This window comes from Streptomyces sp. NPDC107546, from assembly GCF_055639175.1.
This window is the reverse complement of sequence record NZ_JBVKBA010000003.1, coordinates 351,024-364,546: the sequence shown is the minus strand read 5'-3', so window position 1 is coordinate 364,546 and position 13,523 is coordinate 351,024. Positions and strand designations below refer to the sequence as shown.

Below are 13,523 nucleotides of genomic sequence, written 5' to 3'. Positions count from 1 at the left end.
CCCGTGCCTAGCGGATGTTCGGGTCGAAGGTGAAGATCACCAGCGTGCCCAGCAGGATGGTCCACACCGTGGCGGTGTACAGCAGGCCCTTCAGCCACAGGCGTGTGTTCGTCCGCTCGGCGTAGTCGTTGATGACCGTGCGCAGGCCGTTGGCGCCGTGCAGCATCGCGAGCCACAGCATCAGCAGGTCCCAGACCTGCCACCACGGGGAGGCCCAGCGGCCGGCCACGAAGGCGAAGCCGATCTTGGAGACACCGCCGTCCAGCACGAGCTGGATCAGCAGGTGGCCGATGACCAGGACGACCAGCACGATGCCGGACAGGCGCATGAACAGCCAGCCGTACATCTCGAAGTTGCCGCGGGTCGACTTCGGGGTCTTCTTCGTCCGCTTGCGGGGCGGCTCGATGACCGGCGCCGGGTTGTCGACGTCGTACAGCGGGGCACCCTCGACGGGGCCGATACCGGAGGTGGTGGTTTCAGTGGTGACTGTGTTGTTCGACATCGTGCGCGTCAGCTCCCGAAGAGTTCACGAGCGGCGTGGCCGAGGACGGGGTAGATCGCCCCGAGCATCAGCACGACCCATACTCCGACGACGGTCCAGAGCATCTGCTTCTGGTAGCGCGGGCCCTTCGACCAGAAGTCGACCGCGATGACGCGGAGGCCGTTGAGCGCGTGGAAGAGGATGGCGGCGACGAGGCCGTACTCGAGAATCGCGACGATCGGTGTCTTGTACGTGGCCACGACCTTGTCGTAGGCCTCGGGGGAGACACGGACGAGAGCGGTGTCCAGCACGTGTACGAACAGGAAGAAGAAGATGAGGACGCCGGTGACTCGGTGAGCCACCCAGGACCACATTCCTTCCCGGCCGCGGTACAGCGTTCCAGCCGGCACGGAAGAACCCTCCGGGAGCGGGGACTAGGGCCGCGCCGGCTTTCTGTGTCGGTCGGGCCCGGCCGGGTACGGTCCACCGGCCCCCAGCATCGTAGCGACGGTTGCCTGCGGCGCTTACGGGGGGCCTGCCGGTGTGATCAATCAGGCACTCAAACGAGCACGGATGGCTCATCGGCCGGGCGGCTACGGGGGTCGGCGCTGTGGTTTCACCCCGGATACGGGTGGTTCGTGGTCGTTCGCGCCCACGCGGCGGAGCCGCATGTCGTCACGGCCCCGCGCCCCTATGGGGCACGGTCCGGCACGGGTTGGTCACAAAAGTCCCGTACCGAACGGATCAGTCTCCCCCTCGCCAAGCGGCGCAGTTCCTCCGTCACCAGGACCCACTCGTCCTCGGGATCGTTTGCCAATCGTGATCGGATGGCCGCGAGGAGCTGGTCCAGCAACTCGTCCGGCGCCACCTCGTCCAGGTAGATGATGAATACATGTCCGAATTTGCTCTCATACGCCGCGTGTGCCGCGCTCAGGGCGGTGTGGGCGGCGGAGTACGTGCCGTCGGGGAGCGGGGCGAGTGATTCCCCCGCCAGGGCCTCGGCTAGGTCCGTGCGGGTGAGGTCGTACGTCGCCTCGTCGGCTGCGGCGAGCAGGGAGTCGAGGTTCGGGTAGGGGCGGTGCTCGGCCACCCGGTGGACCCAGCGCAGGCTGCGGCAGCAGGTGAGCAGGGCGCGCCGGACGTCGTCGGCGGGTGCGCGGTTGAACCGCTCCAGGCCTGTGGCGGCCTGGGTGCGGTGCTGCGCCGGGAGGGCGGTGTGGCCGGGGAGGTGCGGGAGACGGTGCGCGGGCAGCGTGGGTCCTCGGCGGCTGGCGTGACGGCTCGTGCGCGCCACGTGCGGGTCGGCAGGGGATCGTGTGAGAAATGCGCCGCCACGTTAGCGACGGCGGTCGGGTCGGCGTCCAGTCGCTGCCCGGATTTCACCCGGATGGGAGAGTTTCGGGGCCTCTCGTGGACACGTGGGCCGGACGGGGGTCGTAGCTTCGGAAAAGAACGGCAGGGGGCAGAGTGTGGAGGTGAGGCGCGTGCGGTCCAAGGTCGGGCGAATACCACTACGCATATGCGTGCAGAGGGGCACGGCGCGACCGTGCCCCGGTGTCGAGACGGATGTGGCCCGGTGACCGGCCGCAGGCGGGCCCCCGAGAGGAAGACGCACGTACGGCGCACCAGGTTGCTGCTGGCGACCTCCGGGATCGTGGTGGCGGGCGGTGTGGCGGCGGCCGTGACGCTGTGGCCCTCCGGTGGCGGCTCGCCGAACGGGGCCGGGGCCTCCGTGGGCACGTCCGCGGCGTCCACGAACTCCGCCCGCTCCGTCCCGTCGCCCTCCTACCCCCTGTCGCAGCCGCCCCGCACCATCCCCGCCGTGAGCCGGTTCACCGCGGCGCGGGGCCCGGGCTGGCGGCCCGCCTCGGGGCACCGGGTGGTGGTCGACAACGCTCAGCTCGCCGACGAGGGTCGGCTGCTCGCCCGGGAGCTGGGGATGGCGTACGGCGGGCAGACCGGCGCCGGCGACGGTGACGTGGAGCTGGGCCTGGCCGGCAGCGGCAACCAGGAGTCGTACACGCTGACCGTCACGAACGGGCGGGTGAAGATCACCGGGCCCGGCGAGGCCGGCGTCTTCTACGGCACCCGCACCCTCAAGCAGGAAGTGCACGGCGGCGGCACCGCGCCCGAGGGCGTCGTGAACGACGTGCCCGCCAAGCCGCGGCGCGGGTTCATGCTCGACATCGCCCGCAAGTACTACACGGCCGGCTGGATCGAGGACCGCATACGCGAGCTGGGCGACCTGAAGTACAACGAACTGGGTCTGCACTTCTCCGACGACCAGGGCTTCCGCATCGAGTCCTCCTCGCACCCGGAGATCGTCTCCAAGCAGCACCTCAGCAAGGCCGAGGTGAAGAAGATCGTCGATCTCGCGGCGAGCCGGCACATCACCGTGGTGCCCGAGATCGACTCGCCCGGCCACCTGGGCGCCGTCATCGCCGCCCACCCCGACATCCAGCTGCGCAACGCCTCCGGGGTCGCCACGCGCGGCGCGGTCGACATCTCCAAGCCCGCGGCGGCGAAGATCGTCGACGATCTGCTGGGCGAGTTCTCGGGTGTGTTCCCCGGCGCCTACTGGCACCTCGGCGGCGACGAGTACCTGGCGCTGATGGCGCGCAACCCGGCCGCCTCCTACCCGCAGCTGGCCGCCGCCGCGCGGGCCCGGTTCGGGCCGAAGGCGGGCGTCGCCGACCTCGCGACCGGCTGGCTGAACGACCGCGCGAACGTGATGCGCGGGCACGGCAGGACCATGCGGGCGTGGAACGACGGCTTCTACCGGGCGAGCTCCGTGCAGCCGGCCGGGGACCTTCAGGCCGCGTACTGGACCGGTAAGGAACTGGGCGCCCGGCCGCCGACCGACTACCTGGGCGCGGGCCGCAAGGTGATCAATTACAACGACGAGTACCTCTACTACGTGCTCGGCCAGCCGCAGACCTTCGTCTACCCCACCGGGCAGCGGATCTACGAGCAGTGGACCCCGCGGGTGCTGCGGGGCACGACGGCGGTGCCCGCGCGGTACGACGGGCAGATCCTCGGCGGCGTCTTCGCCGTCTGGGGCGACCGCCCGAACGCCCAGACGCAGGACCAGGTGGCGGCCGGGATCCGGATGCCGCTGCGGGCGACGGCGCAGAAGCTGTGGGACTCGCGGACCCCGTCGCTGTCCTGGACACAGTTCAAGGCGCTGGCGGGCCGACTGGGCTGAAACGCCCCCTCGGGCAGGCTCGATGGCCGAAAATGACCTCCTCGAACGCCTCGACAACTCCCCTGGTGTGACTGTGACACTCCCGGCCCGTCGCACGCAGTAAGGGAAGATGCGGGCTCCGTACGGATGAGGCGCCCCGACGAGGCGTTTCGAGGAGGCTTGATGAGCCTGGTGGACCTGATCGCACAGGCCGACGAGCGGGCACTCGCGGCGAGCGGACTGGCTTGTTTGGACCGGTGTGTGCCACTCCTCGGAGGCGACGACGAGGTCCTGCGGCCGCTGTGGGCGAGCCTCGTCGAGGGACACGAGTGGGAACAGCGGCTCACCAAGGCGCGCTCCGAGCTGGCGGCCGGGGAGGGCTCCGAGGCGGACGCCGAGTGCGTCTCCGAGGCGGAGGCCGCCCGGCTCGCCCGCCGCATGCTCGAGGCGGTCCCCGCCGAGCCGTCCGCCGACGCCCTGCGCCGGTGGGCCGACGCCTGCTCGGTGGCCGCGCTGCAGATCCACCGGTTGCTGGACCCCGCCGACGACGACGCCCCGGTCGCGGTCCGCCGCGAGGGCCGTACGGACCACATGCCACCGCTGGTCGCCGCGGAACTGCGACGCCAGGTCGCCATCCTGGAGCTGGTCACGGACCACGGCGCGGGCGGACTGCGCCGGGCCCTCGACGTGTCGACCGAGGGGCGCCGGGTGCTGCGGGCCGTGGTGTCCCGGCGCGCACGGGGCCGCTCGTAGCCTCAGAGGCCGTAAACCCCTTCCGCTGCAAGGATCCTGTGACCGTCCTGTGGTGCGGTGGGGCGGTCCTGCGCCGGTGTCGGGGACCCCCTCCGAACGGCGTGACGCGAGGGCGGCGGAGCGCGCTCTTCCGGGTGTGAACGCAACTGAGGTGACCAGGCCCCACGCCGCAACGAAGCCCGTCCGCTGGGCCGCCGACGCCGTCACGGCCATGCGCGAGGGCGCCCGGCTGCGGCTCGACTACTCGGCGCAGAGCCTGTGGCGTGTGGACCGGACGATCGAGGAGATAAGCCGTCAGGGCGCGCCGTACGCCGCCGTGGAGGCCGCGCTGCGCGGGTTCGGGGCGTACGCGGGCGAGGTGGTGGTCCGGCTGACCGGCGGCGAGTGGTGGTCCTCCGGTGGCGACCACTGGGTGCGCACACCCGACGGCCGCCTGTGGGATCCCATCGACGAGGCCCGCCGCTGCTTCCACGGCGACGGCTCGCTGCGGCTGCTGTGCCGGGACGCGACGAGCGGGACGGCCTGAGGGTCTGTCGCGGCCGTCGCGGCCGTCCGAGGATTCACCCGAGGTCCGCCGGGAGGGTGATGGTCCCCGTGAACGCGCCGTCCGTCCGCTCGGTCACGTCCTGGGTGTAACGCATCGTCCGACCCCCGTAGGGGATGAGGAAGGTGCACCGGAAGCGGTGGGAGCTGATGCGATACGTGACGGAGTCGAGGGAGAGCACCTCCTCGACGCGCTCCACCAGGACCTGGCTCTCGGGCGCACTGACGCCGGCCGCGCGCAACTGCCGAAGAGTCGGCGTGAGTTCGCGGACCGCCTGCTTCACGACGCCCCGGTCCCGTACGGCGGGAAGTTTCACCGACGCCACCTCGGCCCGCAGTTCGACCGCACTGCCCGACTTCACGACCGAGACGCCGTCGCCCGACTCCTCCCGGGCGTAGTTCCCGAACGCGGTGAGCGTGGCGACCGGGTCCTCCACCGCGTTCCCGATCTCCGGGTCCGACAGGGGGCCGCTCTTCCACCGTGACCCGGCCGCGCCCTTCCTGACGTACCCCGTCCCCTCGACGACGTAGACCTCTTCGGGCTTGGCGGCGCCCTTGGCATACGTCGTTCCCGTGGAGTGCAGCGCCATGGGGCTCTGGGTGCGCCGTACCGTGGCCGTGTACGTGGCGGTGCTCTGCTGCCCCTGCGACATCAGGCCCTCGTTCCCCTTCACGGTGAACGTCCAGCCCTGCTGCCCCGACATCGCTTCCCTGGCCCGGGCGAGGAACTCCTCTGGTGTCCGTGGTGCGGCGGGTGCCGCCTTCGGCCTGGCGCCGACGTCCGCGGGGGCTGACTCCGCCGGGGCTCCGGTTCCGCCGCTCCCGGCACACCCGGCCAGGGACAACGAGAACAGGGACACGGCGGGAACCGCCAGCGCGGCAACGGCGGAACGGGATCTCACGCGCGCACTCCTTCACGATCGGAAGGCGCCCGGTTGTACAGGAGGCGGGGCCTTCGACGCCACCGCCCGGACAAGCGGGGCAAAGGCCGCGCCAAGCGTGTACGGAGTTCGGCGTTCGGCACGGCGCGGACGCGCCGGCTGACGCTGCATGGGCGGGCCCGGCAGTCGGCTGCCACCTGACGGGCTGTGACACTTCTGTGAGTCCTGACGCTGATGATCGTGGGGTGTTACACACAAACCCGCCGCGAACTCGGTATGGGGCGAGGACAGTCTTGGGTCAGGGAGGGGAACCGCGCCGCGTACACCCGTACGACGCGGAACTGGGCGCTGCGGTCGCGCGGGCTCAGCAGGGGGACGAAGCCGCCTTCGCGGTGGCGTACCGGATCGTGCAGCCGGGGCTGGTCGGGTATCTGCGCGGTCTCGTCGCGGACGAGGCGGAGGACGTGGCGTCCGACGCCTGGCTGGAGATCGCCCGGGACCTGGGGCGGTTCAAGGGCGACGGGGCGGGTTTCCGCGGCTGGACGGCGACCATCGCCCGGCACCGCGCGCTCGACCACCTGCGCCGCCGCCGGGTACGGCCCCGATCGTCGGGGCTGGAGCAGGAGGCACTCGAACTTCCGGGTGTCCACAGCACTCATGACCAGGCGATGGAGTCCATCTCCACCGAGCACGCCCTGGAACTCATCCGCGGACTGCCACGCGACCAGGCCGAGGCCGTGCTCCTGCGTGTGGTCGTCGGCCTGGACGGCCCATCCGCCGCCCGCGTGCTCGGCAAGCGGCCCGGTGCGGTGCGTACCGCGGCCCATCGGGGGCTGAAGCGTCTGGCCCAGAGGCTGCGCGTCGAGGGCACGGGAGACCAGGTGTGACGGATGACGGCCCCAGGACGCTGGGTGAGTCGAAGTGAGCGGCAGCGGCGGCGGACACGAAGACTGGGCCGGCCGCCGGGCAGAGATGGGTGCGGACATGGGTGAACGGCACAGCGACGGCCAGGTCTTCGGCCGTCGGCGCGTGCACCCCGGCGGTACCGCGTCGGCCTCTGCGGGCGTGGCCGGGGGCGCCGCGCTGGAGGCGCTGCTCGCCGCCGCACTGCGCGAGGGCGCCCTGGACGCCGAGGCCGAACAGAGGGCGGTGGCCGCGTTCCGGGCCGTCCGGGAGGCCGGCGCGCCCCGGGCGCGAACCCGGCCCCGGGACGACTGGAGGCCGCTTGGGCACCGGCGTGTGCGGTCGTCGGTGAAGGCCGCGGTCTGCCTGTTTCTCGCCGGACTGACCCTGGGCGGAGTCGCGTTCGCGGCGATCGGCCCGGGCGGCTCCTTCGACGGCGGGGACGGCGGCGGTCGCGGGCGGCGGCAGCCGTCGCCGAGCACCCCGGGCCGGTGGAGCGGGGCGCCGGAATCGGTGACGTCCCCCGCGCCGGACACCTCCGTCTCTCCCGACCGCCCGGACACCGCCCAGGACACCGAGGCCCGTTGCCGCGCCTACGAGCAGGTGAAGAACCGTGGCGAGGCCATCGGCTCGACGGCGTGGCGGCGGCTGGTGGAGGCCTCCGGCGGTGAGCAGGGCGTCGCCGCCTACTGTGCCGAGCAGTTGACACAGGACGGCAGAAAACCGGGTAACTCCGGCGAATCAGACAAGGCGGAGAAGGTGGGCAAGGCTCCGGCGGCTTCCCGCACTCCCGGGCCTGGGGGACAAACCGAAAAGGCCGCCGAGGGCGGCGGGAAGAACAAGTGATCCGGCGCCCTCGCGCGGGCCCCGACGCTCCGGTGGCTCGTGCGTGCGTCGTCCGGGCGCAGGGGCGACGCCGCGAAGCAACGGCCGGGGCCGCCACCCCCCACAGGAGAGGCCCCGGCCGTCGCGCGGTACGGGCCGCGCGGCGGCCCGTCACTCTCTACAGCGCCGTGGATGCGTTTTCTGTCACACCTCGCCGCGTCACGGGTTGGTTGCACGTTGCACGGGCGTGGACGAAGAGCGGTTTCAGGCCGTAACGTGCCTTTCGCGCCGACCGCACGATCAGCAATAACGGGTGATGCAACCGCCGCAGACCACGAGCGGCCTGAAGACCACAGGCAGGACGAGGAATCACGACGGCGAGAACCCGGCGCGCGCGAGCGGTGCCGGATCAGGCGCACAGAGGGGCAGTTCGGGTGCTGGGGGACGACGCGGAGCTGACGGCCGCGGTACTTGCGGCACAGGAGGGGGACGAGACCGCTTTCCGTACCGTGTACCGCGCGGTGCATCCGCGGCTGCTCGGGTATGTGCGCACGCTGGTCGGAGACCCGGACGCGGAGGACGTCACCTCAGAGGCGTGGCTGCAGATCGCCCGTGATCTGGACCGGTTCAGCGGCGACGCCGACCGGTTCCGCGGCTGGGCGGCCCGTATCGCCCGCAACCGCGCCCTCGACCACGTACGGATGCGCGGCCGCCGCCCCGCGATCGGCGGCGACGAGACGGAACTGACCGGGAAGCCCGCCGAGTCGGACACGGCCGGGGAGGCCATCGAGGCCCTGGCAACCGACCGCACCCTCTCGCTCATCGCCCAGCTTCCGCAGGACCAGGCGGAGGCCGTGGTGCTGCGGGTGGTCGTGGGTCTCGACGCCAAGACCGCCGCCGAGACCCTCGGCAAGCGTCCGGGAGCCGTCCGCACGGCGGCGCACCGCGGTCTGAAGCGGCTCGCGGAGCTGCTCGACGTGAATCCGGACACGGATCCGGAATCGGCTGGCGCGCTCGGCGCCGTGCCTCCACAGCGAGACGCGCACAGACGTGCGGTGTCGTCCGCCGGTGTGACGCATACGCGTTCGCGGACGCAGAAGGACATGTGATGGCCGACGAGCAGGACAGGTGGCTGGACAGGGACGCGGCGGAGCGTCTGCTGCGCGGAGAGCCCCCGGCCCCCGTCGACGCCGACGCGCGTGCCCGCGCCGAACGGCTGGCCGAAGCGCTCGCCGCTCTGGCCGCCACATCCTCTGCGGCCAGCGAGGAACTCCCGGGTGAGGGCGCCGCGGTGGCCGCGTTCCGAGCCGCCCGTGCGGCCCGGCACGACAACGGGGCGGTGCTCCACCCGCAGCTCGCCGCCCTCCCCGAAGCTCCCGACTTCGCTCGAGCAGGGGGGACTCCCGACTCCGATGCCGGACTCGTCCGTCTCGGCCGTCCCGAGGCGAGTGGGTGGCGGGCCCGCCGGTGGCGCACGGTGCGCTTCGGACTGGCCGCCACGGTGGCCGCCGGGATGATCGGCGGAGTCGCGGTGGCGGCCGGAACCGGAGTGCTGCCGACCCCGTTCCGCGACGACCCGGGGCCGGCCGCGTCCGTGTCGCCGGCGCTGACGTCCCCTCAGCCGTCGGTCACCCCGACGCCCGGCACGACCCGAACCGGAGGCCTCCCGTCCGTGTCGCCGGGCGGCACGTCCGGAGCGCCCGGACGAGACGGCTCCTCGGGCGACGAGGCACGCGACGGCTCGACCGCGACCGGTGGGCCCGGCGACCCGGGCGACCACGCGGCGGGCCGGACCGGTGACCGGTGGACCGAGGTGCGCTCGTCCTGCCGTGACATGGCCGGCGGCAAGGTCCTCGGCCCCGACCGGCTGCGCGACCTGGCGGACGCGGCGGGCGGGAGCGGCCGCGTGAAGACGTACTGCAAGGGCGTCCTGGGCGGCGGCGACGAGGGTTCCGGCCAGGACGCGAGCGGCAAGGGCCGCGGCGGGAACGGCAGCGGCGGCGGGCACGGGAACAGCGGCGGCGACGGCGACCAGGGCGGCAACGGCGGTGACGGCGGTGACGGCGAAGGCCACATAGCGCCGGTCGCCACAGCGCCCACCGCACCCCGCGGCCTGGTCGGGGCCGTGCCGACGCACACGGCGTCCCCGAGTCCGACGTACAGCGCCCTGGGCTCCGCCGAGAGCCACTGAGCCGTCGCCGACGCCGCTGACCTGCGGTTTCGCTTCTCCTGAAAAATTCTTCGCCGGAGGTGTGACGCTTTCGGCCGCAGTGGCGCAGTACTGAGTGAGCCGACTGGTCATCGGCCGTCGCACGGAGCCGGGGTTCCCCCCGTACCCACGGCTCGTGCACCGGCGCGGGCGGGACACGTTCCCCCGGTCCCCCCCGCGCCCCACATCCTCCCTTAAGGCGTCTACCAGTGGACGACGACCTTGTCGCCGACCCGCACCTGGGCGAACAGCGCCGCGATCGCCGACTCGTCCCGTACGTTCACACATCCGTGCGAGCCCCCGGCGTAGCCGCGCGCCGCGAAGTCGTACGAGTAGTGCACCGCCTGACCGCCGCTGAAGAACATCGCGTACGGCATCGGCGAGTGGTAGAGCGTGGACACGTGGTCGCGTGACTTCCAGTAGACGCGGAACACACCCTCGCGGGTGGGGGTGTACTCGGTGCCGAAGCGCACCGCCATCGTCGAGAGCGTCCGTCCGTCCACCATCCAGCGCAACGTGCGACTCGTCTTGCTGATGCACAGCACCCGGCCCGTCATACAGCGCCGGTCCGGGGCCCCGGCCGGCTGCCCGCCCATCAGGTACAGCTCCCACGTGCCGGGCTCGTGCGTCATGGCCAGCAACCGCTGCCAGGTGGCCGAGTCCACCTCACCCGTTCGGGGCAATCCGCGCTTGCCCTGGAAACCCCTGACGGCGTCCTCGGTCAGGTCGTCGTACGTCCCCGTCGGGCCGTCGAACAGCCAGTCGACCTGGCGCAGCCGCGCCTGCAGCTCGCGCACCCCGCGGCCCGAGTCGCCGCGCCGCCACAGGGCGGCGGGTGAGGCCTTCGGGGCGGGGGCGGCGGCGCTCGGCGCGCCGTCCCCGGACGCGGTGTGCCCGGCGCCGGACGGGGTGCGCGGGACCTCGATGTGCACCGGTGAGCGGTGCCTGCCGTCCCCGCCGCCCGTGTCCCCCGGCTGCGCCGTGCAGCCGGCGGCCGCGAGGAGCGCGGCGGCCCCGGCGACGGCGACGAGCGACTTCCCCATGCCCCTGGTACGCATACCGACCCCCCGGCCGTCTCACCGGACGCCTCCGCCCGATCACTTCTCCTCAGATGTTCCCCGCGCGTGACCGACGGCGAACCAGGGGGCATGGTTGTGAGCAAGGTCCCAGCGTGCGGCGATTCCACCGCGCGCAGGGCCGCCGCTACAGTCCGTCGCGAGGGTCGTCTGTACTGGCGGGTAACGAAGCCAGGCCACCAAGCCGAGTACGAAGCAACGAAGCAACGCGGAGGCACACACCATGGCGCGCGAGTCGGAGTCCGGACTGCCCATCGAGCCGGTGTACGGGCCCGGCGCCCTCGAGCGCTGGGATCCGGCGGAGAAGCTGGGCGAGCCGGGGGCGTACCCCTTCACGCGCGGCGTGTACCCGACGATGTACACCGGCCGTCCGTGGACGATGCGCCAGTACGCGGGCTTCGGCACGGCGACCGAGTCGAACGCCCGGTACAAGCAGCTGATCGCGAACGGCACCATGGGCCTGTCGGTCGCCTTCGACCTGCCCACCCAGATGGGCCACGACTCCGACGCCCCGATCGCGCACGGCGAGGTCGGCAAGGTGGGCGTGGCGATCGACTCGGTCGACGACATGCGGGTGCTGTTCGGCGGGATCCCGCTGGACAAGGTGTCCACGTCGATGACGATCAACGCCCCGGCCGCGCTGCTGCTGCTCCTGTACCAGCTGGTGGCGGAGGAGCAGGGCGTGTCCGCCGACCAGCTGACGGGCACGATCCAGAACGACGTCCTGAAGGAGTACATCGCCCGCGGGACGTACATCTTCCCGCCGAAGCCGTCCCTGCGGCTGATCGCGGACATCTTCAAGTACTGCAAGGCCGAGATCCCCAAGTGGAACACGATCTCGATCTCCGGCTACCACATGGCGGAGGCGGGCGCGTCTCCCGCGCAGGAGATCGCGTTCACGCTCGCCGACGGCATCGAGTACGTGCGCACGGCGGTCGCGGCCGGGATGGACGTGGACGACTTCGCGCCGCGCCTGTCGTTCTTCTTCGTGGCGCGGACGACGATCCTGGAGGAGGTCGCCAAGTTCCGCGCGGCCCGCCGGATCTGGGCGCGGGTGATGAAGGACGAGTTCGGCGCGAAGAACCCGAAGTCGATGATGCTGCGCTTCCACACCCAGACGGCGGGTGTGCAGCTGACGGCCCAGCAGCCCGAAGTGAACCTCGTCCGGGTCGCGGTGCAGGGCCTCGCGGCCGTGCTCGGGGGGACCCAGTCGCTGCACACCAACTCCTTCGACGAGGCGATCGCCCTGCCGACCGACAAGAGCGCGCGTCTGGCACTGCGCACCCAGCAGGTGCTGGCCTACGAGACGGACGTGACGGCGACGGTCGACCCCTTCGCGGGCTCCTACGTCATCGAGAAGATGACGGACGAGGTCGAGGCGGCGGCGCTGGAGCTGATGGAGAAGGTCGAGGACCTCGGCGGCGCCGTCGCGGCGATCGAACGGGGCTTCCAGAAGAACGAGATCGAGCGCAACGCCTACCGCATCGCCCAGGAGACCGACTCCGGTGAGCGGGTCGTGGTCGGCGTCAACCGCTTCCAGCTCGACGAGGAGGAGCCGTACGAGCCGCTGCGCGTCGACCCCGCGATCGAGGCCCAGCAGGCCGAACGACTCGCCAAGCTCCGCGCGGAACGCGACCAGCCGGCGGTGGACGCGGCCCTGAAGGAGCTGAAGAAGGCGGCCGAGGGTACGGACAACGTCCTGTACCCGATGAAGGACGCCCTGAAGGCCCGCGCGACGGTCGGCGAGGTGTGCAACGCGCTGCGGGAGGTGTGGGGGACGTACGTGCCGTCGGACGTGTTCTGACCGTCGTACCGGTTATGACCGTCGGACCAGCGGGGTGGAGTGTCGTACCCCCGTGCGACACTCCTTGCCATGTTCGGCGTCATCGATCTCCCCACCTACCTGGCAGGACTGGTCCTCATCGTCCTGCTGCCCGGGCCCAACTCGCTGTACGTGCTGTCCGTCGCCGCCCGGCGCGGGGTGCGGGCCGGGTACACCGCCGCGGCGGGCGTGTGGTGCGGGGACACCGTGCTGATGACGCTGTCGGCCGCCGGGGTCGCCTCGCTGCTCCAGGCGAACGCCGTGCTGTTCGGAATCGTGAAGTACGCCGGCGCCGGATATCTCAGCTGGCTGGCGGTCGGAATGCTGCGCGCCGCCATCGGGATGTGGCGTGCGCGGCGGGAGAAGGCCGTCGAGGACACGCCGACCGCCGTTTCCGCCGCCGCCGCCTCCGCCGAGGAGCGGCCCTACCGCCGCGCCCTCGTCATCAGCCTGTTCAACCCGAAGGCGATCCTGTTCTTCGTCGCCTTCTTCGTGCAGTTCGTCGACCCGGGATACGCCTACCCCGCGCTGTCCTTCGTCGTCCTCGGCGCCTTCGCCCAGCTCGCCAGCTTCCTCTACCTCAGCGCCCTGATATTCGGCGGCACGCGCCTCGCGGCGGCCTTCCGGCGGCGCAGGCGGCTGTCGGCGGGGGCCACCTCGGCCGTGGGCCTGCTGTTCCTGGGCTTCGCGGTGAAGCTTTCGCTGGCGAGCGCCTAGCCCGTCACCGTCGGTTCGTGCGGTCCGACCAGTCCTCGGGGAGGTCGCCGCGCGGCAGGGCCGAGGCCGGCTGAACCGGGCCGGGGCGGCGGCCCCGGCCCCGGTGAACGCGGGACGGCCCCGGTCGCC

Annotated in this window: 13 protein-coding genes and 1 pseudogene; 9 read left to right on the top strand and 5 right to left on the bottom strand. The window is 72.0% G+C overall.

Annotation, left to right across the window (positions count from 1 at the left end; all coding sequences use genetic code 11):
* Positions 1-7: 7 nt before the first annotated feature.
* The 3 genes from ACZ7L1_RS06505 to ACZ7L1_RS06495 all read right to left on the bottom strand — a co-directional run bounded on the left by ACZ7L1_RS06505 (position 8) and on the right by ACZ7L1_RS06495 (position 1,775).
* Positions 8-502 (bottom strand): succinate dehydrogenase hydrophobic membrane anchor subunit, encoded by a 495-nt coding sequence (locus ACZ7L1_RS06505; RefSeq protein ID WP_471434727.1) that lies wholly within the window; start codon positions 500-502, stop codon positions 8-10.
* 8 nt (positions 503-510) lie between these two features.
* The gene (gene sdhC / locus ACZ7L1_RS06500) at positions 511-891 is read right to left on the bottom strand and encodes a succinate dehydrogenase, cytochrome b556 subunit (RefSeq protein ID WP_103837432.1); all 381 of its coding nucleotides are present in this window, start codon (positions 889-891) and stop codon (positions 511-513) included.
* A gap of 281 nt (positions 892-1,172) precedes the next feature.
* Entirely contained in the window at positions 1,173-1,775 is a 603-nt protein-coding gene (locus tag ACZ7L1_RS06495) for a 2-oxo-4-hydroxy-4-carboxy-5-ureidoimidazoline decarboxylase (protein ID WP_471434725.1), read from the bottom strand.
* A gap of 225 nt (positions 1,776-2,000) precedes the next feature.
* Between ACZ7L1_RS06495 and ACZ7L1_RS06490 the strand changes: the two genes are divergently transcribed.
* The 3 genes from ACZ7L1_RS06490 to ACZ7L1_RS06480 all read left to right on the top strand — a co-directional run bounded on the left by ACZ7L1_RS06490 (position 2,001) and on the right by ACZ7L1_RS06480 (position 4,944).
* Positions 2,001-3,686: a beta-N-acetylhexosaminidase gene (locus ACZ7L1_RS06490; protein WP_471434723.1), complete on the top strand. Its 1,686-nt coding sequence runs from the start codon at positions 2,001-2,003 to the stop codon at positions 3,684-3,686.
* A 162-nt stretch (positions 3,687-3,848) separates the two neighbouring features.
* Entirely contained in the window at positions 3,849-4,418 is a 570-nt protein-coding gene (locus ACZ7L1_RS06485) for a hypothetical protein (protein WP_471434721.1), read from the top strand.
* A 211-nt stretch (positions 4,419-4,629) separates the two neighbouring features.
* On the top strand, positions 4,630-4,944 hold the full coding sequence (locus ACZ7L1_RS06480) for a hypothetical protein (protein ID WP_471434876.1): 315 nt from the start codon (positions 4,630-4,632) through the stop codon (positions 4,942-4,944).
* Positions 4,945-4,978: 34 nt separating this feature from the next.
* Here ACZ7L1_RS06480 and ACZ7L1_RS06475 read toward each other — a convergent pair whose 3' ends face one another.
* The gene (locus ACZ7L1_RS06475; RefSeq protein WP_471434719.1) at positions 4,979-5,863 is read right to left on the bottom strand and encodes a hypothetical protein; all 885 of its coding nucleotides are present in this window, start codon (positions 5,861-5,863) and stop codon (positions 4,979-4,981) included.
* 272 nt (positions 5,864-6,135) lie between these two features.
* Between ACZ7L1_RS06475 and ACZ7L1_RS06470 the strand changes: the two are divergent.
* The 4 genes and pseudogenes from ACZ7L1_RS06470 (at position 6,136) to ACZ7L1_RS06455 (ending at position 9,761) form a co-directional block, all read left to right on the top strand.
* Positions 6,136-6,767, top strand: a pseudogene (locus tag ACZ7L1_RS06470) (RNA polymerase sigma factor).
* A 59-nt stretch (positions 6,768-6,826) separates the two neighbouring features.
* Complete coding sequence (locus ACZ7L1_RS06465) at positions 6,827-7,591, top strand: hypothetical protein (protein WP_471434717.1); 765 nt, start codon at positions 6,827-6,829, stop codon at positions 7,589-7,591.
* A 413-nt stretch (positions 7,592-8,004) separates the two neighbouring features.
* Positions 8,005-8,679 (top strand): RNA polymerase sigma factor, encoded by a 675-nt coding sequence (locus ACZ7L1_RS06460; protein WP_471434715.1) that lies wholly within the window; start codon positions 8,005-8,007, stop codon positions 8,677-8,679.
* Positions 8,679-9,761 carry a hypothetical protein gene (locus ACZ7L1_RS06455; protein WP_471434713.1) on the top strand — a complete coding sequence of 361 codons (1,083 nt, stop codon included), beginning with the start codon at positions 8,679-8,681 and terminating at the stop codon, positions 9,759-9,761. The genes ACZ7L1_RS06460 and ACZ7L1_RS06455 overlap by 1 nt, the downstream gene beginning before the upstream one ends.
* Positions 9,762-9,982: 221 nt before the next feature.
* Here the strand turns inward: ACZ7L1_RS06455 and ACZ7L1_RS06450 are convergent, their stop codons facing one another.
* Positions 9,983-10,837, bottom strand: a complete 855-nt coding sequence (locus ACZ7L1_RS06450; protein ID WP_471434711.1) for a L,D-transpeptidase family protein — start codon at positions 10,835-10,837, stop codon at positions 9,983-9,985.
* Between the two features lie 241 nt (positions 10,838-11,078).
* Between ACZ7L1_RS06450 and ACZ7L1_RS06445 the strand changes: the two genes are divergently transcribed.
* The gene (locus ACZ7L1_RS06445) at positions 11,079-12,659 is read left to right on the top strand and encodes an acyl-CoA mutase large subunit family protein (protein ID WP_471434710.1); all 1,581 of its coding nucleotides are present in this window, start codon (positions 11,079-11,081) and stop codon (positions 12,657-12,659) included.
* Positions 12,660-12,728: 69 nt separating this feature from the next.
* Entirely contained in the window at positions 12,729-13,394 is a 666-nt protein-coding gene (gene leuE, locus ACZ7L1_RS06440) for a leucine efflux protein LeuE (RefSeq protein WP_471434709.1), read from the top strand.
* Positions 13,395-13,523 lie beyond the last annotated feature (129 nt).